Here is a 20,728-nt window from a genome sequence, read left to right on the forward strand (position 1 = left end):
TGGCGGCGATACGCTTTTGTGAAGGCCAACCGCCACCCCGCGCCCCCGACTGAACACCCACCGATACTACCGCCCCATACCACTTACCCTACTTTCACAACCTTGATGCTAAAACCGATGCTCCTGCGCCTCCTACGCCTGCTTGGCTGCCCCACCGGCCCCTTGCGCATCCCGCCCGAGGCCCCGTATCAGGTCCAGGTCGAGGGTGCCCTTCTGACCCCAGCCGCCCTTCCCGGGCTCGATGGCAGGTCGGAATCGCTCGTAGAGTCCGTAGGCAACTTCGGCCAGGTCCTCCGGCGCATAGGCCGCGGCGAGCTCCTCCATTGCCTGCCGCACTCGCGGCAGGCTTTCCCCGAACTTGCTCTCCAGGTATCGGGTCACGCTGGACGGATCGACCGGCTTGTCACCGGTCACCGCCCTCACACCGGCCTCCGTCTGCTTGGCCGGAATCGACCTCCCACACAGAGGTACCCAGAACTCCTCACCCAGGCCGGTCTTCCTGGGAGGGCCCCCTTCCTCCGGGCCCTTGGGCGGACCGAACACCCCAAGCCGCCGTCCTTTGGCTTGAGCGTTCAGCCCGGCCATCGTCTTCCCGAGGGTCAGGGACGCCTCCCAGTCGTATCCCAGTCGCGCAGCAACAACGGCGCCCCACAGCGCCATCACCGGAGCACGGTTGATGCTGACCTGATCCTCCGCCACGGTCAACCCCTCCTCGCTCAGCGTCAGGCAAGGTGTGGGTGCCGGCTGCTGTCCTTCTCCCACACCTAGCTGCCCACGACCTCCGATACATCCATCACATACATCTGACGCTGCCCTTCATGCGTCGAATCGAAGCACACCGTCTTTCCGTCCCGGCTCCAGCGCGGATGCAGGTCACAGCGCCACTCCGGGTCGGGCGTCGGAATCGAGTAGAACCGCCCCAGGTCGATGCGGGTGTTGTCGGCTACTCGGTAGGCAATCAGCGTGCGCTTCTGGTCCTCACGGGCCGGATAGGTGTCGGTGAGGATCCAGTTGCCATCGGGCGAGTAAGAGCAGTGACCGTCGGTCTGGAACACGTCCTCGCCGATGATGGGCGCCTCGGCGCTGCGGTCGGTGAACAGATAGTAGTGATCGCCCCGGTCATGCTGTCGGGCCCAGGCGAGCACTTTGTCCGAGCCGCACCAGTCGAAGTGCGAAGTCATGTCATCGTCGTTCAGCAGGCAGATGTCCGACCCGTCAGTGTTGGCCGTGAACAGCCGTGTCGTCCACGGCTTGCCCGGGATCCGCCACCGGTTCAGGAAGATGAACCGCGTGCCGTCGGCGTTGAACTGCAGGTGGTTGAACCAGTGCCGCTTGCCGACCATATCCGGCCGTGTGCTGATCTCGTAGACCTGCTGCAGGTTGATGATCAGCTCGTAGTTGCCCGTCTCCAGGTCCATCATCCACAGCCCGTCATCGCTGCTCAGATCAGGACCGGCGAGATGCATCAGATGGTTGTAGCCATACCCCGGCCGGTTCGAGTGGACGCGCGAGAAGTTCAGCGTAACGGCCTTCTTGCCGTCCCGACTCACCGCGTAGATGGGCAGCGGAAGCTCGCGCTTCTCGCCCGTGAACACGTCCTGAATCACCGAGACATAGTGGTCGCCGGCGAGACGGTTGTAGATGATGTGCCGATCCGGAGCCGTCGCCAGCCACTGCAGGTGTGTCCCCTGCTGCCAGTTGAAGGCTTGCGTCTCGGCAAGAGGGATGAACTTATTCCCCTCCTGCAGATCGACCATGCCGATCGTAGCCACGTCGGTTGGCTCCACCGGACGGTCCATGAAGTCGACCTCGAGGCTGAGCATATAGCGACCCGTGATGTCCCACGGGAACTTGTCGTAGTAGCCGAACCAGTGGAACTTCGGACCGCTGGTGACGGCCTTGGCATCAAGGTAGTGCTGGAGGGTTGGCATAGCTAAAAGCCTCGCTAAGGTGATGGGGGCGCAAGTGACGACAGCAGCAGGTTCGCCATAGCCGCCGGCATCCCTGCCTACCATCTCAACAGTCCTACCTGCGCCGTAACACCTGACTCTGCCCCACTTCCTGGTCAGGAGGGCGTGATCAGCGCTGGCGGCCAGCACCGAGCCAATGCCGATCGGCGCTGCAAGAGTGAGGCTTCCTCCGTCGTTTCCCTCTTGAGGACTGGCGATGGGGCGCCACGGGTCCTGACCTCACCCCCTCTCGCTGCGCTCGACTCCCCCTCGCCACCGCGTGGAGAGGGGGCTTGGGGGGTGATGTGTCGTTGCCGATCGTGGACAGGGGACTGGAGGGGGAGATGCCGCCTTGACGGTCCCTTGGCACCGTGTTAGCATGGCCCCGTGCAGGACCCAGGCCCCGTTACAGCGACCGGCGAGACCCTCGACGACGTCGCCGCGGCGCAGTTGCTTGCCCGCGGTCGTGAAGCCGTGGAAAGCGAAGTCGGGCGGGTCATCGTCGGCCAGCACGAAGTCATCGAACAACTCCTCATCGCCCTCTTCTCCGACGGTCACTGCCTCTTTGTCGGCGTACCCGGTCTGGGCAAGACCCTTCTGGTCCGCACCGTCGCTCGCTGCCTGCACCTCCACTTCTCCCGCATCCAGTTCACGCCCGACTTGATGCCCGCTGACATCACGGGGACCGACATCATCCAGGCCGACCCCGGCACCGGTGAGCGCAACTACCGCTTTGTCTCCGGACCGGTTTTCGGCAACGTTGTCCTCGCCGACGAGATCAACCGCACGCCACCCAAGACCCAGAGCGCACTCCTCCAGGCCATGCAGGAGCGCCAGGTGACCGTCGGCGGCCAGACCTACCCTCTCCCCTTGCCCTTCTTCGTCCTGGCAACACAGAACCCGATCGAGCAAGAGGGCACTTACCCGCTCCCGGAGGCCCAGCTCGACCGCTTCATGCTCAGCGTACACCTGGACTACCCGAGCGCTGACGAGGAGCGCCAGATCGCCGCCACTACCACCTCGGGCCACGACCCCCAGCTCCAGAAGGTAATGACCGGCCAGGAAGTTCTCCGCATGCAACAGGTCGTGCGTGCCGTGCCGGTTAGTGAAGACGCCGTCGCCTATGCGGTCCGACTGGCCCGAGCGACTCGTCCTGAGGCCGACGAAGCTCCCGCTTTCGTCAAGGAGCTTATCACCTGGGGGGCCGGTCCGCGCGCCTCACAGGCGATGATCCTCGGCGCGAAAGCCAGGGCGCTGCTCCACGGTCGCTATGCCGTCTCCCGCGATGACATCGCCTACCTGGCCCTCCCGGTCCTGCGTCACCGGATCATCCCGAGCTTCGCCGCCGAGGCCGACGGGATCGACACCGCGCAGATCGTCCTCCGCCTCCTCCAGTCCCTTCCTCGCGAGTAGCCTTCGGCTTCCGATCGCTCGCCTTGTCACTGCCTCCTGTTCCCTGACCTCCTGAAGGCACTCATGGCCCGTGCCCCCGAATCACGCGGGGCCCACGAGCAGTACTCGCAGGCCCCGACAACACAGCTCTTGAAGCCCTACACAGGCAAAGACGCACTGGCGCCGCCTAGCCGCCGACCATCGCCTTGCCCTGCGGCGTCTTGGCCCACCACCGCAGCATGTGGATCCGGTAGGCAACATACTGAGGGTTCCGCGAGGGCGACTCCTCGACCGGAATCGCCGCCAGCGATCCGACGTCCTTGCCCTCGAACTCCCTCAGCAGGCGCTCGGAGTTCATCAGCGCGGCCTGGTCGTGAGATCGAACCGTGGTCTTGGCCAGGGTATCGCAGGCGATATCGAGGTCGCGGCAGCAGATCAGACCGGCACGGTCTGCCGACAGCTCGCAGCGCTGCTGCCAGGCGTGCCCCAGGCGCTTGAGGCGGAGGAGGTCCTCGGAACTCACCTTCTCGTCCCAGTACTTCAGGTGTGCCTCGAGGAACTCGTTGAGCGCACTCGCCAGATCGCCGGCAAGCGCCGAGCGTCGCTTCGTGATGATCTTCACAGCCTGCATCTGCGCCAGGTAGCCCGTGTTAAGGTGGCCGATCTCGCGCCCGATCTGGAACATCATCTGCTCCTCACTCAGCGCACGCAGCACCCCGGTGGGGACGGCGAGCAGCGGCTCCTGGTTCTTGATGATGACCGGGTGCAGACACCGCTCCGGGAAAATCTGCAAGTCAGGGGCCTCAACGCTCAGCATGGCCGCCGTATGCTCGGTGACCTTGTAGATCAGCGGGTGCAGATTACGGTCTGCGTGGGCACAAAGCTCCAGGACCGTCAGCCAGACATCCCGGTCGGCCCAGAGGCTCTGGATGCGCTGGGTCATCATCGCCACAACAGGTTCGGCCTGCCACTTGGTGAGGAAGAGCCGGTCCTGCTCGTACTCCCAGGGCTGCCCGCCGTGGTTGTTCGGCGGCGCGGGGTTGTTCTGTGGCGCGGGATTGGCCGCTGGTGCCGGTGTGGCCGGCTCAGCTCCGCCCTGCTCCTCTTCCGCTTCGTCGCTGGCAATGTCGTCGGTCAGGGCTCGCGTGATGAAGGGATCGGGACCAACCGACCGATCACCCGCCGCGGCAGCACCCTCTTCATCGCCCGCGCCAACCAGATCACCGTCGTCACCAAGGTCGTCGCTGAGTGGACCCTTGCGCTGCGACACGAAGGGGTCCGGGGCGATGCTGCGTACACGGGTCAGCCGGTCCGCTGCTGCCGGCGAGATCTGCCGCAGCATGGTCCAGGCATCCTGGTGGTCATGGTCGAGGGCCAGCACTTCCTCCAGCTCGTGGGTGGCCCTGTGCGTGTCGCCGGCTGAGGCGTAGTGGCGGGCCAGCCACAGGCGAACGTCCACGAAGGTGGGGTCCTCCTCGGTGGCCGTCCGGGCCAGGTCGATTGCCTTCTCGACGTGGCCCTTCTGCATCTCCTGTGTCGCCTGGCGCCACTTGAAGTACGCGCTCTTTCGCTGCGGCGACATGTCATCCATGGCCATAGTCATGGTAGGGTCTCCCCTCTGCCGGTGGTGAGCGGGTCGGCCGACTACAACGACTTCCGGTGCATCGACACTAGTTCCGACACTTCGCCGTCGCCCCGGTTCATCCTTCCCGAATCCCCGGCTTTCCTCAAACCCGCGGAAGCCAGTAGCGCTTCGCGATCTCCGGAGCGATGAAAGGCGTGATGTTGCCCCACACGAGTCCACCCCAGAAGAACTGCCCTATCGCCAGCCCAACAAAGCACGGGATCAGTTGCCGGTACAGCCGCGCCCCTCCCAGCCGCAGCACAAGCGTCTTGACTACCCAGGTCAGCAGGATATCGCCCCAGATTGGACACTCGTTCCAGTACGCAGTAGATACCAGATACCCCACTGGATGCAAAGGAAAACGCAGGAAGAAGAACCGCAACGAAGCCAGGGCCAGGGTAACCACTCCGCCTGCCACAGCAAAGAGCGCTCTCGTCGTGTCCGGCCGTCCCATGGTCGTGATAAGCCGGTCCATGTCGTCATAGGTCTGCATCGCCACCTTCGCACGGTGGTCACCCAGACCCGTCCCGCCATCCACGATGTTCTGGCCATACTGGTAGTAGGCCGTCAGATGCGCCCACGCCGCCCCTGCGAACCCGATGATCATGGCTCCCAGCAGGGCCGTTGCCATCTCCCGCCGCCGCATGTCCGCCTCGTCGGCGAGACGCAGGCCGTCGATCTGGTACGCTGCCATGAAGTGCGAGTAGTAGTGGTAGGACAGCCAGCCCAGGCTGCTGAGGAGCACCAGGTTCCGCTCCTTGCCAAAAGCCAACAGGCCCCGAGCGCCCAGGAATATCTGCAAGTTCTTGATTGGGTAATCAGTCGGGTAGATCTGGCAGTACGGGATCCCCGCCTCGGCCCGAATCCTCGCATAGACCAGCGAGTAGGCGAGTATGGTCGCAAAGAAGATTGCCGCGAGCAACCCGTTCATCCCCGACACGACACACCAGCAGACCAGGAAGCCGAACCCGCCGAAGAAGGCCAGGGCGGCACCCCAGTCCGGCAGGATCTCGTTGCGCTCCGCCTTCTCCGAGTTCGGTGCCAGGGCCCGGCGCAGGATCCCGAGGATCTCCTTCCGCGCCATGAACACCAGCACCAGGGCCATCACCGGGTAGCCACCCGAGCACTGTTCGAACATATAGGGCATGTTGCTGTTGTCGTACCCGAACACTCGCGCACCGACCGCCAGCCCCTTGTTCGCCAGGAAGAAGAACCAGACCGAGAACAGTACCTCCAGGTTCACCAGGTAGCCCAGCCCCACGACCTGCGGGAAGTGATGCCAGCGGAAGGGCCGCAGAGCCGTCCAGGGCGCCTCGGTGAACAGGTCACCAAGGTCCGTCACCGTTCCCAGCCCGGGGAAGCCGGGGTTCATCGCCTGCAGCACGTTCGTGAGGTTGAACAGGAACGCCCCGCCGAATCCTATGTAGAATATGGGGTTGCGGAACAGGTTGATGGCCTCGCCGGGCTTGGGCAGTATCTGCGTCGGCAGATACAGGATCGGGAACTGCAGCCGGTCGCCCTCAACCCAGCGGCGTCGAAAGAACGTCAGCATCCCCGTGATGCATACGAACACCGCGATGAACAGCAGCGACCATCGCCCCAGCACCGGCAGCCACGCACCCCAGGGCACACCCTCGTTCTGCGCTCCCTCATAGCACTGGCGAATCAGCTCGTCATCCCGCACAACCTGCCAGTCTGGGAGCTGGCTCCACATCTCCGCGTAGCGGTTGGTCGGTTGCGCGAAGTAACTCAGGACTGTGAGGTGTGGCAGGAACGCCCTCATGATCCCGTAGCTCGCCATCGGCACCGCCAGCGCCATGCACGCGTAGATGGTGAACAGCTCCGCTCGGGTCAGTCCCAGCCGCTTCCATACCCGCTGACCAAGAGCGCTGGTCCCCGCCAAGAACAGGAGCCAGCCAACTGCGATCGCAGGCGGCGTCCCACCGGTTGCGTAGCTGCCGGTGAGCAGTTCGGTCCGCAGCACCCACACCATCGTAAGGGTGATCGCCGCGAGGAACACAATCGTCGAGCGAAGGGTCAGGCCTCGCTGGAAGGTCTCGTTACCCATAGCTTCTCAGTCTCATCGTTCTGCGGGTCCCCGGTCGCCAATCCCCAGGTCCCAGTCAGCCGTCAAGCAGTCGCACTCCCCGCTCCTGCAAGCCGGCCCGAACCCGCGTGCCTTCAAGCTCGTGAGGGAGCAGGCCCTCACTGGCAGCCAGTGCAGCAGCGAGTCCTGCTGCCTGTCCGGTCGCCATGCAGGTGCCGGTGACACGGTACGAAGCATGGGCCTCGTGGGTCCCTGACAGGCAGCGTCCGGCCACCAGCAGGCCGGTCAGCTCTTGCGGCAGCAGGCATCGGTACGGAATCTCGTAAGGCTGCATCCGCGCTCCGTGTCCCGAGGGCACGCCTGAGCCCGGTGCGGGCTCATGGATGTCCACGCCGAAGCCGCAGGCCGCGATGGCGTCCTTGAACCGCCGACCGGCGACCAGATCTTCAAGGGTGAGCGTGTACTCCCCGCAGATCCGCCGACTCTCCCGAATCCCAATCTGCCCCGCCGTCTGGGCCAGTCGCGCACCTTCCAGGCCTGGCACATGCTTCAGGACCTCTGCAGCCGCCAGGGCCTGCCGCCGACCGTCGATGATCCCGCGCGTCAAGTCAACCGGACACAGCGGATTCAGCCGGTAGACATGGGTAAGCTGCACCGCCGCGCGTCGGGGATCGGGCAGCGTGATCACCCAGGGGGCATAGCCGACACGCCCGACAGGCAGCTCATAGCCAAGCCCGGCTTCCTCCGTCGCCCGCACCATGGCGTCATACAGGTCAGTCGCCCGCTCCAGCACGAAGTCCGGGCTCAGGCCCTCCAGCTCGAACATGAGGGTCATCGGCTGGACCAGCCCGTCAGAGGGCCGTCCGAGCTCGAAGGGTGCTCCCGCTCGGGCAGCGATATCGCCGTCACCCGTGCAGTCGATGGTGACCCGGGCCAGACAGGCCTCTCGCCCGGCCTTGCTCTCGACCACTGCTCCGAGCACTTGCCCTTCCTGGACGATCGCATCGACGCCGAGCACACCGTACAGGACCTCGACGCCCGCCTCGAGCATCATGCTCTCGAGTTCGACCTTCATCCGCTCGGGGTCGAAGGTGTACGCGAAGAGCCAGCGTGTCCAGGCCCCGGCTTCCTTCAGCCGACCAATCAACTCGGCGATCAGCCACCCATTTCGGTCTGCCTCGAAGAACGGGTTCACCAGTCCCGCCGTCCACATTCCGCCCAGGAGGTTGTACCGTTCAAGCAGCAGGACCTTCGCACCACTCCGAGCAGCCGCCAGGGCCGCACCGACACCGGCCGGTCCGCCACCGATCACCAGCACCTCAGTGTCCGCTCGCACCGGCACACGTCGCGGCGCTTCGGTCACCTCTCGGCGTGTCTCCTCGAGCTTCATTGGATGGGGCTCGTACCTGTGCATACTATCCTCCCGACTCTCCACGCCAAAGTGGCTTGGCCGTTGCCCCTGTCGTTGTCTCTCCCTCTCTCCACGGGTGGAGAGAGGGCCGGGGAGTGAGGTGCCGTGCCTTTGCCTTTCCCTTGCCATCCCTCGCCAAGTGTGGCACCATGCTGCAATTCCGCGCGGCGCAGTCGGGGCAGCGCGACCGACAGAACGGCCTCGCCTATGAGCTTACAGGAAATCCTGCTCCCCCTTCTCGCAATCACCTTCGGTGCGTCGGTGCTTCAGGGCGCTATCGGCTTCGGCTTTGGCCTGGTCGCCGTAGCAGCCCTCTCGCTGTTCCTGCCCGTGCGTGCCTGCACTCCCGTCGTCGCAATCCTCAATGCCCCCGTCATCGTGTACGTGTTCTGGAGCCTGCGGCGCTCGGTCGTCTGGTCGCGCCTGACTCCCGTCCTGATCGGCGTCCTCGTGGGCATCCCCTTTGGCGTCTTCGTCCTCAAGCTGTGGCCCAATGCACTCCTACTCCGCATCCTCGGTGTCATCCTGCTCTTCACAGCCTTCCGCACCATCAAGGGCGGTCGCAACGGCAACGGAGAGGACTGTGACGAAGCCCCCTTACGTCCCTGGCTCGACCGAATCGTCAGCGTCTCTGTCGGCGCAGCAAGTGGCGCCCTCGGTGGCGCCTTCAATACGGGTGGACCGCCGGTCATCGCCTGGGTCTACTCGCGCCCCTGGACCAAGGAGCAGCGCACCGCCACGGTACAGGCCGTCTTCTTCCTCAGCAGCTTCGCGCGCATCCTCACCATGGCCAGTGCCGGGCTCTACACACGCGATCTGGTCATGGCCGGTCTCATCGGAGTGCCTGTGGGCATCCTCGGCGCCCTGGCCGGTTATGCCATCTTCAAGCGTGTCCCTCGCCGGGCGCTGGAGATCATCACAGCCCTCTTCCTGGTCTTCATGGGCCTCAAGCTCATCCTTGCACCAGGCGGATAGTGCCCGAGCAGTCGCCCCTTGCCCTACCACGTGATCCTCCGCGCCCAGTCACGGACCTGCTTCACCTTCTCCACACCGGCTGAGGGTGGCAGCACGCCCGCTGAGGTCAGTACAACACCGCGGATTGATCCCGCCGCTTCCAGATCGCTCTCCACTTCCCGGCAGATCGCCTCCGCCGAGCGCGGCCACAGGGCAGCGTTGGTCCCGCCGATCACCGCAAGATTGGGGCACAGCCGCCCGCGGTCGGCCAGAGTGGTGTTCCCGACCGGCGGCGTCGTGTAGGCCTCGATCGCGATAGCCGGAAGCTCGGCGATACGTGGCAAAAGCGCCTTGAGATGCCCACACTGGTGCAGGATCTGCTGCTTCCCGTGCCTGTGAATCGCCTGACCGTAGTCGTGCAGGTGCTTCCAGCAGTAGCGCTCGAACACCGCCGGGGAGAGCAAGGTCGTCGAGGTGTTCTCCACGCACACCACCCACTCATAGGGGCACGCCGGGAGCATCGCTGCGAGGAACCGCAGCCGATCCTCGTGCATGAGCTGGATCAGCTCCTCCACCTCAGCCGGATGGTCCTCCAGCATCAGGTACGTGCCCTGCACGCCGCACAGGTGCTGGAGCAGCTCCATCAACGGTGAGATGCCCATGCCCGTGGTGGTGATGCCCCGTTCGCCGACCGCAGCCAGCTTCGCCTCTCCGCGTTGCCGCAGTTCGTCATGGACCTCGTAGCGCGTCGCCGCAAACAGGTGTCGAGCGGCCCTAAGGTCGGCGGTTGTCCTGATCGGAAACTCCAGTGGGTGCCAGGAGTCGGAGGCCGGTGCATATCCTTCCACCGACCTGAGCGTTCCGTCAGGGGTCTCAAGCAGCACCGTGCGACGGCCCTCCTTCTCGGAGACCCGTCGAGTGACGCGATCGGTCCTGCCCACTACCGGCGCAGGGCCCGAGGCCATGTGGTCGAGCTCGAGGTGGTCCACGAGCTCCAACTCGCTCATCGACCGGTAGGGCTCCGGCTGATGCTGCAGGAACGCGTTGCCGAAGATCTTGACCCAGAAGGGAAGACGATCCACAGGTTGCTGCCGCAGAGCTGCCTCAAACCGCTCCTTGCCGGTCATCATGCGATGCTCACACCCCTGCGCAAGGTTCGTGTCGTCAGGTGCTCTCTTCTCAGCGACCGGTTGTTCCTTGCCCCAAGCCGAGGGACCTTCGCAGGCACGTGCCGAGCAGGATTCGCCGCGCCTTCGGGGAATTGGCCAGAAACAACCTATCGGGAGGCAACTCATGAGCAGACGTACCAAGGTGGGGGTGCTCGCGTCAGGCGGGGGTACCAATCTACAAGCCATCCTCGACGCGTCCCAGGCGTCCAGAATCGACGCCGAGATCGTCGTCGTCATCAGTGACCGCGAGGGCGCCGGTTGTCTCGACCGTGCCCGCAGCCATGGCATCGACGCGGTCCATATCAAGGTGCCCAAGACGGGCACCGAGGCCTGGCGGGCAGCAAACGAGCAGATCGTCGCCGTCCTCCGCGACGCCCAGGTCGAGCTCGTGGCCATGGCGGGCTACATGCGGATGATCTCACCGAGCCTCCTCAAAGCCTTCCCTGGCGCCGTGATGAACATCCATCCGGCCCTTCTCCCCTCCTTCCCGGGCACTCACGGCCAGGGCGACGCCAATGCCCATGGCGTGAAGCTGGCCGGAGCCACAGTGCACTTCGCCGATGAGGAGTTCGACCGCGGACCGATCATCATCCAGGGCGTCGTACCCGTTCAGGGCGACGACACCGACGACGCTCTGGCGGCGCGAATCCTCACCGTCGAGCATCGCATCTACCCCCAGGCGATCCAGTGGTTCTCTCAGGGGAGGCTGCGAATCGAGGGACGACGGGTGCTCCTCGACGGTGAGCCGGTCAGCGGAACCAACAGCCTGATCTGGCCCCCGATCGAGTGGCAGTAGCTCGTCCGAAGAGTCCCCAACCAACCGAGTAACAGAAGAGCCGGACGGGTACGCGCACCCGCTGCAGCGCGCACTCGTCCGGCTTTGCCTTTCCTCATCCAGGCCCTACTGCTTGCCCTTGGGCCCGAGTTCCTTCACCACAAGCTCAATCCGCGACAGGTCGTTCGTCCCCATGCCCTGCTTGGCCGCCTCTGCGATGTGAACCGGCTCCGGGTTCCGCTGCAGGAGCCTCACGAGGCCGCGCTTCACCCGGCACATGTCAATGAGCTGCATGGCGACGGTGTCGACCGCCACAGGGTCCGTCCCGACCAGGATCGCGTAGTAGGGCTGTAGGTACTGGGGCTTGAAGGACGGCCCGCCTTCATACTGGATGGCCTTGGCGTCGCAGATGATCAGCCGCTGCTTCGTGCGGATGTTGGCGTCACGGCCCACGTCGATGATGGCCGGCGTGCAGTGGTTGACCTTGTGGAAGGCGTTCGGGTTGTCGATGCTGCCGAAGTGGTTCTTCAGCGCACAGGTCAGTCCGGCCCAGCAGTGGTCCTTCAGCACGGGCACATTCACCAGCGCCGTACACTGCCGGGAGACGATGCGGCTGAGCTTGTAGGCCGTGTCGCCGCGGAAGGTCTGACGCTCCTCGTAGCCCGGATTCCCCGACCCCGGTGGCCCGACCGTCCCATAGCACTGCACGTCGGAGCCACCCTTGTTGATCGTGTAGCCACCCTTCTCCAGGTCCCGGTCTTCCTTATCAAACACGATCACGTGGTTGCGCGGAATGCCGCACATGACCGCGCCGGCGGCAATCGCATCCACGATGTCCGGGTGCGGCACCACTCCCGCCGCGATGGCATTCAGCTTGACCCCGACGATGTCCTCTGGCTTGAGAAAGCGCCGCCAGGCCTCCTCGCGGGTGACTTCTCCGCCCACGAAGGCACGCACACCTTCATGAACCATCTCCGAGAAGATCCGCCGCACCACACTCTCTCCCGGCTCCGCAGCCAGCGCCAGGTTCCGCACCACGACGACCCGCGACTTACCCTCCTGGGCGAAGGCCGCCATGCCCGGCAGCCCGGCAGAGGACACCGCCGCGGCGGAAAGCGAAGCTCTCAGAAAACCTCGTCGATCCATGAGGCTACCTGCGATCAGTGCCCGACTCTCAGCGCCAACGTCCCGGGATCCGCAGACCGCACTCCGTGCATACCCCACTGTTCGGGTCGAAGGCCGTGAAAGTGGACTCGTAGTTATTGCGGTAGATCATCTTGGCACCGCACTTTGGACAGTAGCTCGACTCGCCCGGGTCTCCGGGCATGTTCCCCAGGTACACGTAGTGCAAGCCTGCGTCGAACCCTATCTTGCGCAGTCGTCGCAGCGTGTCGTTCGGCGTCGGCGCCACGTTCCGCAGCTTGTACTGCGGGAAGAACTTCGACACATGCAAGGGCGTGTCCGAGCCGCAGTTGTCGCGGATCCACTTGCACATGGCCGCGAACTCCTGGTCCTTGTCGTTGTAGCCGGGCACCACCAGGTTCGTCAGCTCCAGCCACACCTCCGGATGGCGCCGCACTCGCTTGATGTTGTTGAGCACCGTCGTGAGGTCGCCGCCCGTCATCGTCTTGTAGAAGTTCTCGCTGAAGCCCTTCAGGTCCACATTGATTGCGTCGACGTTGCAGCAGAGCTCCTCAAAGGCCGGTGAGCAGGCGTAGGCGGCCGTATGCACCGCCACCTTGATCCCCAGCGGTCGGGCGATGTTGGCCACGTCCAGCACGTACTCGATGACCTGCATCGGCTCGCTGTAGGTGAAGGTCACCGAGTTGTAGCCGTTCTGACGCAACTGCGCGACCAACCCCTGGGGCGACAGACTCTTGTTGTCGGAGGTCTCCGGCCGCGCCTTGGCAAACTGGGCGCTCTGACAGTACTTGCAGTCCAGGCTGCAGCCCGCGAACCCTAGCCCAATCGTCCACGTGCGAGGCAGGAAGTGGTAGAAGGGCCCCTTCTCCATGCGCTCCAGACGGATCTCGCAGGGCTTGCCGTAGACCTTCGAGATGTAGTACCCGTCCTCATTCTCGCGTGTCCCGCAGGTTCCCCTCTCGCCCGGCTGGATCACACAGCGGCTCGGGCACAGGTCGCACTCCGTCTCCTTGCCGCCCACTGCGTGCCAGAACAGCCCCTTGTGGTTCGAGACGTTCCCGATCTCTCCCCAGGGCAGAGAGGCTACCCGTTCGGTGAGAATCTCGCTGCCCAGCAGGGGCAGCATCCCCAGTCCTACCCCGGCACGGCCGCAGGTGCTCAGAAACTCACGCCGTTGCAGCTCACGGTCTGCCAAGACCAACGACCTCCTTGGCGGCTAGGTGCAGCTCGGCACGCTTCCAGGTCATGCTCGGGTACCAGCCTGATCCCGCCGGGTGCCCGCTTCCATGAAGCAGGGCGAGGTGGTCACCCCACCTCGCCCCGGATGCTGCTCACTCTTGGTCGCCTGTTCCGCTACTTGGCCTGCCCCACCTTCACCTCTCCGCCTGCCGTGTCGGTGGTCGGCGCTGAGAGCCTCCACTTCTTCAGCTCCTGGTTGCAGTCCGAACCGAAGGCCGTCGACACCGCGGAAGCGAAGGCCACGTCATCCGTAGTCTTTTCCGGAAGCGTCTTGAGCTTCGCGAAGAAGGCCCGGTACGGCTCACGGTCAATCAGCCGGTCCTTGGCGAACCCGTGGCTGTCGAGTAGCGCGTACATCATCCCGGCGATGACCTCACCGTCGAGCTTCCCATCCTCACCGGCGATGACGTAGTTCTCCAGCGACTTCAGCGCGCCGTCGCGAGCCCGAATGACCTCCTCTTGCGGCAGCTTCACCGCTGCAGCACTCCCGATCGCATCCCGCGTCTCCGTCACCAGGTCATACTGCAGCGAGGCAGCCACGAACTTGGCGATGCCTCCCAGCAGCCCCTTGCACTCACCCAGTTGCGGGATGCCCTCGGCCAGGGCGTTCGCACTGATCTGTGCCAGTCCCAGCCCCCAGGTCGGCGGATCCTTGATCTGCGAGCCCGGCACCTTGAAGGGGTTGCCGCTGGTGCTGGCATCGCCCCGGTCGACGACGATGACCGCCTTCTGGTTGTCCGGCAGTCCGGCCCAGTCGCGCAGAACCCGCTGTGCCTCATCCCAGATGTTGGGCATGTTGTACTGCCGCATCAGCACCGCGCGAGTGTACGGGCAGAAGACGATGCAGTGCTTGCCCACGTACACATCCATGTTCGCCGGGTTCACACCGAACTTGCTCTGGACCTCCTGCACCGCCTTCAGATAGGCCTGATAGGTCGCCGGATCCTTGTAGGCTTCCTGTGCCTGCGTCCAGACCGTCACGGCATCGTCACCAAGCCCGGTGTTCTTGAAGGTCCTTGCCAGCACCTCCGTGGCCTGGCGCGCCGTGTTCGTGTCGCCCAGCTTCATCATGCACTGAGCGTACAGGTACGTTGCCGGTCCCACGAGGTCATGGCCCTTCAGGCCGGTCACGGGTGCCAGCAGGTCCGCCGCCTGCTTGTACTGCCCCAGGTTCATCAGCATGGCGGCCTGGAAGTAATGGGCCTCAGGAATCAGGTCCGACGGGCCGATACCGTATCGGATGTGATGCCCCATCTCCATGTAGGCATAGCCCGTTTTCGCCTCGTACAGCTTCATGAGTTCATAGAAGCTCGTCTTGTCCGACTCAAGCCCCACCGGGAACACATTGGGGTACTCCGCCGACAGCGCGGGGTACATCTGCCGCGAGACCTCCCAGTTCTTCTCCTCAGCGTAGAAGCTGAGCATCCGACAGAAGGCGTACACCGGCCAGGTCGCATCCGGGTACCACGGGCACGTGCAGGTCGCGTACGGGAAGTGGATGACCATTTCCTGGTACGTGTACGCTGCATCCGGCGGCGTGGACTCCTCAATGTCGCCGTAGGGGATGAAGCAGCGCGCCACCTGTCCCAGGGCCTCGCACTGCAGCGAGCTACCCTTCAGTTCGTTGGCAATGTAGGCGAAGGCTTCCTGCGCCTGTCGTAGGGCGCTGAGCTTCCCGTTCGTGGGCACCGGACCCGTGCTGCCCGTCGAGGTCTGGTAGTCTCCCCGCAGCCTCGCAACGTCGTCCGGTCCCTTGGCGCGGTTGATCTCCTGGAACAACTGGTCCTGGCGCAGGTAGGTCATGCCGATCTCGTACCAGGCCTCGTCCCACTTGTCATTCCCGGGGAACCGCTTGATGAACTCCTTGAACTTCGCGATCGCTTCCTGGTGCGCACCATTGTTCTGCAGGTGCTTGGCCTCGCGGTTCCAGAGCTCATCAGCCTCCTTCTGCGGGTCCCAGGCCAGCGGGTCGTACAGAGTGCCTGCGGTCCGCCCGGCACCACCATGAATCTGCTTCATGAGGTTATTGGCTTCCCGCATCGCCTGGTTCGTCAGCGAACTGCCGTACCAGTTGTGGATCAGGTCGTTGTACGCATCGAGGGCGCCCTGCAGGTTCCCGCTCAGTCGCATACACTCAGCGACGCACATCTGGGCATCGTCGAGCAGATCGCTGTAGGGGAAGTCGCGCTGGAGGTCACGGAGCGCATTGATCGCGGACCGGTAGTCCTCGACCTCCTTGTAGCGCTTGGCGACGTCAAACAGCGACTCAGGACAGTACTCGCTCTTGGGGTACTTGTAGGCGAGCTCGTTGAGGACGTCCAGCGTGTTGCGCTCCTGGTTCGTGGCCGAGTACTCGTGCAACAACAGGTGCAACGCATTCGGCGCCCAGGTGCTGCCGGGCCACTTCTTCACCAGGTACTCGAAGGTCGCGATGGCCTCCGCATGCTGGTGGTCCGTGACGTAGAGGTTCCCCAGTTTCCAGCAGGCGTCATCCGCCAGGTCGCTGTCTGGGAGCGATTCCTCCAGACTCCGGTACGCCCACTCGACGTTCCGCCATGCATCCGGCCGCAGCTCCGAAACGCGCCCGTAATGCATGTAGGTGTTGTCGGCGAAGGCGGTGTCCGCGAAACGGTTGAGGAACGCCTCGCCCGCCTCGATGGCCTCTTTGATCTTGGCCTCCTGCCTCAGCTTGCAGCAGGTGTAACTCGCGGCGGCAGCGTCGTCATGCTGGTTGTACGCGGTGAGGCGGGTCGGGAGCAGAGCGAGGTCGTGGAAAGAGGGCGTGACTGCCTTGGTAATGTCGAAATCCTCTGCCAGGGCAACGGAGACGAGGAGCAGGAGACACGCAACTAACAGGCTTCCCGGTCGCATGCGGACGTCCCTCCTGAGAGAGCACGTCTGGCGGCGAGCCCCGGAAGGGGCTCCCGCTTCTACGATCCACCACCAATATACTAACCAGTTAACCCTTTCGCTTCAAGTGGTAAACCTTTCGTTGGGTGCCCCAGGCTACAGTCCGACACAAAAGAGCCCCTAACCAACTTCGAGAGGTCCTTGACCCCTGCTGTTTCGGTGTGCTATATTATCGGCCGTCAGATCGGGGCGTGGCGCAGTTTGGCTAGCGCGCACGGTTCGGGACCGTGAGGTCGGCGGTTCAAGTCCGCCCGCCCCGACCACCTGTCTCTCACATGCAAGCCCTCGCACCCGCGAGGGCTTTCTGCGTTCTGGGCAGGTGTCACTGACCGTCCCGGGGAAGTCGTCGACCCGAAAGGCGAGTGACCAAGATGCCCGATCCGATCCAGCTCTTGCGCGACCTCGTAGCGACCCCGAGTGTGAACCCCTCCGACGCCGAGCCCGACGACACTCTCTTCGGGGAGGCCCGAGTCGTCGACCTGCTCGAGGCCTGGTTCCACCGCCACAGGATCCACTGCCTGCGACAGCAGGCCGCTCCCGGCAGGCAGAACCTCATCGCCGTCGTCGAAGGCACGGGCCCCGAGACGCGCCTTCTCGAGGCGCATACCGACACCGTCTCCGTCGAGGGCATGACCATCGACCCCTTTGACCCTCGCACGGACGGCGAGCGCATGTGGGGCCGAGGCTCCTGTGACTGCAAAGCCTCCCTCGCGGCCATGGCGACAGCCCTGGTGCGCGTAGCACGCGCCGGTCGTCCCTCCAAGACCTGCCTCCTGGCCGCCACCTGCGGCGAGGAGTACCGCTTCGTCGGCATCAAGGCCCTCGTCACCGAGCCCCAGGAGGTCGGTCTCGACCTCAAGCCCGGTGCCGTAACCGCCTGCGTCGGCGAGCCCACAAGCCTGGACGTCATCATCGCCCACAAGGGCGCTTTCCGCTGGCGCATGACCACTCGCGGCAAGGCAGCCCACAGCAGCGACCCATCCCAGGGCGATAACGCAATCTACCGCATGGCCGACCTGCTCCATCACCTTCGGGCCTATGCGGACTCGCTTCGCGACTGCCCTCGACATCCTCTCGTCGGCGGTCCCACCTTCAGCGTCGGCGTCATCCGTGGCGGAAGTGCCGTCAATATCGTCCCCGATAGCTGCTCAGTCCTGGTCGATCGCCGTCTGATCCCCGGAGAGCGCATGGATCACGTCCTGTGCGAGGTCCGCGAGTTCCTGGGCGACCGCGTGCAGTACGAGATCGACCGCCTCCTCGAGGACTGGCCCCTGGAGACCCCGGCAGACGCTCCGATCACTCAGGCGGTCGCGGAGGCCGTTCGCTCGGTCCTCGGCCAGGCGCGTATCGGCGGCGTGCAGTTCGGCACGGATGCCAGCAAGCTCGATCAGGTCGGCGTCCCGACCGTCGTCTGCGGCCCCGGCGACATCCGCCAGGCTCACACCGCCGATGAATGGGTCCGCCTTGACCAGGTAGAGGCTGCCGCGAAGGTCTACGAGCGCCTGCTGTCCAGCTAGTCCTGCTTCATCTTCCCCATTCTGCCGCAGGAGCGTGGCGAACCGCCATGAAAGCAGCCGTCCTGACAGGTCCGCACCAGTTGGCCGTCGAGGAAGTTCCCGTCCCGAGTCCTGGACCGGCCGAGGTACTGATCCGCGTCGAGGCCTGCGGAATCTGCGGCACGGACCTTCGCATCCAGACGGCCGACTTCCCCGCAAACTACCCGGTGATCCCCGGCCACGAGTTCTGCGGGACGATCGAGGAAATCGGACCGGACGCCGGGGAACTGCAGGTCGGTCGGCGCGTGGCCGTCAACCCCAATACGCCTTGCCGACGTTGTCGCTGGTGCTACCGGGGCGAGCCGCATCTGTGCCAGAGCATGACGGCCTGCGGCGTCACCTACAATGGCGGCTTCGCCCAGTACTGCAAGGTCGCGGCGGAACTGGCCCTGCCCATACCCGAAGGCAGCGGTCTCCCCTCCGACCACTGGGCCATGATGGAGCCCATCTCCTGCTGTCTGCATGGCATCGACGTAGCGCGGATCACAGCGGGCGACACGGTCGCCATCCTTGGCGGCGGAAGCATCGGTCTGCTCCTGATGCAGATCGCTCGGCACGCCGGAGCGGCTCGGCTGATCCTCAGTGAGCCGAACGATCGCAAGCGAGAGTTGGCGAAGTCCCTGGGTGCCGACGAGGTAGTGAACCCGCTCGAACTGGGGGATGGTCTGGTGGAGGCGCTTCGTGACATGACCGCCGGCGGCGCCGACGTCGTCATCGAGGCGGCCGGTCTGCCCGTGACTGCCGGGCAGGCGCTCAAGTCTGCCCGCCGCGGCGGCACGGTGCTGTTCTTCGGGGTCTGCCCGCCCAACTTCGAGTTGCCGCTGAACCCCTACGAGGTGTACCACAGCGAGCTGACGATCCGAGGAACCTATACGAACCCCTTCACGGATAGCCGGGCTCTGCAGCTACTCGCCTCCGGCCGCGTTCAGGTCGGCCCAATCATCACTCACCGGTTCCCTCTGGAGCAGGTCGCAGAGGGCCTCGACGCCGTCCGACGGGGCGATACCGTCAAGGCCCTTGTGATCCCTTCCTGAGAGTGCCGTTGCCGCTCCAACTACTCCTGCGGGTACCGCTTCCGCGCTTCCTCCAGGTACTGGGCGACGTCGACCACCGGCGCGGTCCACAGCGTCTCCTTCTCGTCGGCGAGGTAGTCCAGGAGCTCCGTGAACTCGTACTCGGCGATCCCCAGCCGCCCTCCCTCGATGCTGTGGAAGGCGAAGATGATCCAGCGCCCGTACTTGGCCGCCTTCCGCACAAGCCCGATCAGCTCGGTCCCGCGGCAGTGCTCCCCGTTATGCGACCACAGCAGGTGCAGGTCGCAGTTCAGCGGTGTGTTCGCGAAGCCGTACTCCCCTACTCCCCGTGCCGCGACGAAGTGGCGCGCGATCATCGGCACGTAGCTTTGCCGTGTCGGACCGGAGCCCACGTCCGTCTGGTAGCATGGATAGGCGAAGCTCCGCGCCTGCGCCGGGATAACTGCTTGCAGACGCCGCTCAGCCTCCACCACATCCGCCTCGATGTCCTCAACCGTCGACCGCTCCAGGCCCTTCGCAGCCGTGTCGGTGCTGAAGTTCCGCGAGCACGTGTGGCTGAGGGTGTGGTTGCCGATCTCATGACCCCGTGCCGCAACGGCCTTCCAGGGCTCCAGCCACTTTGTCCAGTCTTCCGCCTTCGGGTTCAGGTAGAAGGTGCCCCGTAGTCCGCGCTCCTCCATCAGGGGGATCGCTCGCTCCAGTTGACTCGGATGCCCATCGTCAAAGGTCAGCGACACCGCTGCCTGCAGCGAGTCCTGCCAGACTTCTCGGCTGTCCACAATCATCAGAGCCGGATCACCTCGCGTCTTTGAGCCGATTCGCGCAGGGCGCACAGGACCTTCGTGTTCCCCAGGGTATCCTCCGGTCGGACCATCGGCTCGGCCAGACCTTCTGCCATTGCCTGGAAGCTCTCGGCCTCAAGCACGAACTCCGGCTTCCCCTCAAAGACCTCCTCACGGGTCTCTCGCCCCACTCGCACCTTGAACGACGCCCTCGCGCCGGGCTTCCACGGTGCCGGAATCTCGATGCTGCCCTTCGTACCCATGAGGTCGGCCCGGGTGTCGCCGTGGAACTTCAGGCCGACGTCGAACACCGCCAGCACACCGCTCGGGAAGCTCAACGTCCCCACAAAGCCTTCGTCCACGCCGCTTTCCTCCCCGAACTGAGCCGCTCCGAAGACCTGATACGGCTCCTCCTGGGTCAGGTAGCGCGAGAAGCTGGTGCAGTAGCAGCCCACATCCATCAATCCGCCGCCGCCCCGTTCATAGGGGAAGCTCAGACGCACGTTCTTGGGGTCACCAATCGTGAAGGAGAACCGCGACCGTATCACCCGCAACTCGCCGATTTCCCCGGAGGCCACGATCTCGCGCAGCCGAGCGGTCTGCGGATGGAAGCGGTACATGAAGGCCTCCATCAGCAGGACCTTGGCCTTCTCCGCCGCCGCGAACATCCGCTGCGCTTCCTCCACCGTCACCGCCATCGGCTTCTCGCACAGGATGTGCTTGCCCGCCTCAGCGGCCTTGAG

Annotated in this window: 16 protein-coding genes and 1 tRNA gene; 6 read left to right on the forward strand and 11 right to left on the reverse strand. The window is 64.7% G+C overall.

All coding sequences use genetic code 11. The annotated features are described in order from the left end of the window. Positions 1-132: 132 nt before the first annotated feature. Together ABFE16_06330 and ABFE16_06335 are read right to left on the reverse strand one after the other, a co-directional pair. On the reverse strand, positions 133-699 hold the full coding sequence (locus tag ABFE16_06330; GenBank protein ID MEN6344906.1) for a hypothetical protein: 567 nt from the start codon (positions 697-699) through the stop codon (positions 133-135). Positions 700-764: 65 nt separating this feature from the next. Continuing rightward, positions 765-1,931 (reverse strand): hypothetical protein, encoded by a 1,167-nt coding sequence (locus ABFE16_06335; GenBank protein ID MEN6344907.1) that lies wholly within the window; start codon positions 1,929-1,931, stop codon positions 765-767. Between the two features lie 405 nt (positions 1,932-2,336). Here ABFE16_06335 and ABFE16_06340 point away from each other — a divergent pair, with 405 nt between their 5' ends. Then, positions 2,337-3,362, forward strand: a complete 1,026-nt coding sequence (locus tag ABFE16_06340; GenBank protein ID MEN6344908.1) for a MoxR family ATPase — start codon at positions 2,337-2,339, stop codon at positions 3,360-3,362. Positions 3,363-3,528: 166 nt separating this feature from the next. On the opposite strand, the gene ABFE16_06345 is transcribed toward ABFE16_06340, so the two are convergent. From ABFE16_06345 to ABFE16_06355, 3 genes are all read right to left on the reverse strand, one after another. Beyond that, positions 3,529-4,944: a zinc metalloprotease HtpX gene (locus tag ABFE16_06345; GenBank protein ID MEN6344909.1), complete on the reverse strand. Its 1,416-nt coding sequence runs from the start codon at positions 4,942-4,944 to the stop codon at positions 3,529-3,531. Between the two features lie 124 nt (positions 4,945-5,068). Then, on the reverse strand, positions 5,069-7,033 hold the full coding sequence (locus tag ABFE16_06350) for a DUF6785 family protein (protein ID MEN6344910.1): 1,965 nt from the start codon (positions 7,031-7,033) through the stop codon (positions 5,069-5,071). A 55-nt stretch (positions 7,034-7,088) separates the two neighbouring features. Further along, positions 7,089-8,426 (reverse strand): FAD-dependent oxidoreductase, encoded by a 1,338-nt coding sequence (locus ABFE16_06355; protein ID MEN6344911.1) that lies wholly within the window; start codon positions 8,424-8,426, stop codon positions 7,089-7,091. Between the two features lie 204 nt (positions 8,427-8,630). Here ABFE16_06355 and ABFE16_06360 point away from each other — a divergent pair, with 204 nt between their 5' ends. Beyond that, positions 8,631-9,398 (forward strand): sulfite exporter TauE/SafE family protein, encoded by a 768-nt coding sequence (locus tag ABFE16_06360; GenBank protein ID MEN6344912.1) that lies wholly within the window; start codon positions 8,631-8,633, stop codon positions 9,396-9,398. Between the two features lie 23 nt (positions 9,399-9,421). Here the strand turns inward: ABFE16_06360 and ABFE16_06365 are convergent, their stop codons facing one another. After that, the gene (locus tag ABFE16_06365; protein ID MEN6344913.1) at positions 9,422-10,507 is read right to left on the reverse strand and encodes a uroporphyrinogen decarboxylase family protein; all 1,086 of its coding nucleotides are present in this window, start codon (positions 10,505-10,507) and stop codon (positions 9,422-9,424) included. Between the two features lie 163 nt (positions 10,508-10,670). Between ABFE16_06365 and purN the strand changes: the two genes are divergently transcribed. Then, the gene (gene purN / locus ABFE16_06370) at positions 10,671-11,342 is read left to right on the forward strand and encodes a phosphoribosylglycinamide formyltransferase (protein ID MEN6344914.1); all 672 of its coding nucleotides are present in this window, start codon (positions 10,671-10,673) and stop codon (positions 11,340-11,342) included. Positions 11,343-11,447: 105 nt separating this feature from the next. Here purN and ABFE16_06375 read toward each other — a convergent pair whose 3' ends face one another. The 3 genes from ABFE16_06375 to ABFE16_06385 form a co-directional block, all read right to left on the reverse strand. Next, on the reverse strand, positions 11,448-12,467 hold the full coding sequence (locus ABFE16_06375) for a DUF362 domain-containing protein (GenBank protein ID MEN6344915.1): 1,020 nt from the start codon (positions 12,465-12,467) through the stop codon (positions 11,448-11,450). Between the two features lie 28 nt (positions 12,468-12,495). Continuing rightward, the gene (gene amrS, locus ABFE16_06380; protein MEN6344916.1) at positions 12,496-13,659 is read right to left on the reverse strand and encodes an AmmeMemoRadiSam system radical SAM enzyme; all 1,164 of its coding nucleotides are present in this window, start codon (positions 13,657-13,659) and stop codon (positions 12,496-12,498) included. A 158-nt stretch (positions 13,660-13,817) separates the two neighbouring features. Then, entirely contained in the window at positions 13,818-16,574 is a 2,757-nt protein-coding gene (locus ABFE16_06385) for a tetratricopeptide repeat protein (protein MEN6344917.1), read from the reverse strand. A gap of 224 nt (positions 16,575-16,798) precedes the next feature. Between ABFE16_06385 and ABFE16_06390 the strand changes: the two genes are divergently transcribed. The 3 genes from ABFE16_06390 (at position 16,799) to ABFE16_06400 (ending at position 19,203) form a co-directional block, all read left to right on the forward strand. Next, positions 16,799-16,876, forward strand: a tRNA-Pro gene (locus tag ABFE16_06390). A gap of 108 nt (positions 16,877-16,984) precedes the next feature. Next, on the forward strand, positions 16,985-18,130 hold the full coding sequence (locus ABFE16_06395) for a M20 family metallopeptidase (protein MEN6344918.1): 1,146 nt from the start codon (positions 16,985-16,987) through the stop codon (positions 18,128-18,130). 47 nt (positions 18,131-18,177) lie between these two features. Then, positions 18,178-19,203, forward strand: a complete 1,026-nt coding sequence (locus tag ABFE16_06400; GenBank protein MEN6344919.1) for a zinc-dependent alcohol dehydrogenase family protein — start codon at positions 18,178-18,180, stop codon at positions 19,201-19,203. Positions 19,204-19,223: 20 nt separating this feature from the next. Here the strand turns inward: ABFE16_06400 and ABFE16_06405 are convergent, their stop codons facing one another. Together ABFE16_06405 and ABFE16_06410 are read right to left on the reverse strand one after the other, a co-directional pair. After that, positions 19,224-19,988, reverse strand: a complete 765-nt coding sequence (locus ABFE16_06405; protein MEN6344920.1) for a polysaccharide deacetylase family protein — start codon at positions 19,986-19,988, stop codon at positions 19,224-19,226. After that, positions 19,988-20,728, reverse strand: a 741-nt coding sequence (locus tag ABFE16_06410; GenBank protein MEN6344921.1) for a Gfo/Idh/MocA family oxidoreductase, incomplete at its 5' end; no start/stop codon positions are given. The genes ABFE16_06405 and ABFE16_06410, both read right to left, overlap by 1 nt.

The sequence above is a fragment of the Armatimonadia bacterium genome, from assembly GCA_039679385.1.
Lineage (GTDB): Bacteria > Armatimonadota > Zipacnadia > Zipacnadales > JABUFB01 > JAJFTQ01.

Bases quoted from the DNA above. Each gene is read 5' to 3' on its own strand.
- ABFE16_06335 (MEN6344907.1), bottom strand. From the start codon at position 1,931: ATGCCAACCCTCCAGCACTACCTTGATGCCAAGGCCGTCACCAGCGGT.
- ABFE16_06345 (MEN6344909.1), bottom strand. From the start codon at position 4,944: ATGACTATGGCCATGGATGACATGTCGCCGCAGCGAAAGAGCGCGTAC.
- ABFE16_06350 (MEN6344910.1), bottom strand. From the start codon at position 7,033: ATGGGTAACGAGACCTTCCAGCGAGGCCTGACCCTTCGCTCGACGATT.
- ABFE16_06355 (MEN6344911.1), bottom strand. From the start codon at position 8,426: ATGCACAGGTACGAGCCCCATCCAATGAAGCTCGAGGAGACACGCCGA.
- ABFE16_06360 (MEN6344912.1), top strand. From the start codon at position 8,631: ATGAGCTTACAGGAAATCCTGCTCCCCCTTCTCGCAATCACCTTCGGT.
- ABFE16_06365 (MEN6344913.1), bottom strand. From the start codon at position 10,507: ATGATGACCGGCAAGGAGCGGTTTGAGGCAGCTCTGCGGCAGCAACCT.
- purN (MEN6344914.1), top strand. From the start codon at position 10,671: ATGAGCAGACGTACCAAGGTGGGGGTGCTCGCGTCAGGCGGGGGTACC.
- ABFE16_06375 (MEN6344915.1), bottom strand. From the start codon at position 12,467: ATGGATCGACGAGGTTTTCTGAGAGCTTCGCTTTCCGCCGCGGCGGTG.
- ABFE16_06385 (MEN6344917.1), bottom strand. From the start codon at position 16,574: ATGCGACCGGGAAGCCTGTTAGTTGCGTGTCTCCTGCTCCTCGTCTCC.
- ABFE16_06395 (MEN6344918.1), top strand. From the start codon at position 16,985: ATGCCCGATCCGATCCAGCTCTTGCGCGACCTCGTAGCGACCCCGAGT.
- ABFE16_06400 (MEN6344919.1), top strand. From the start codon at position 18,178: ATGAAAGCAGCCGTCCTGACAGGTCCGCACCAGTTGGCCGTCGAGGAA.
- ABFE16_06405 (MEN6344920.1), bottom strand. From the start codon at position 19,988: ATGATTGTGGACAGCCGAGAAGTCTGGCAGGACTCGCTGCAGGCAGCG.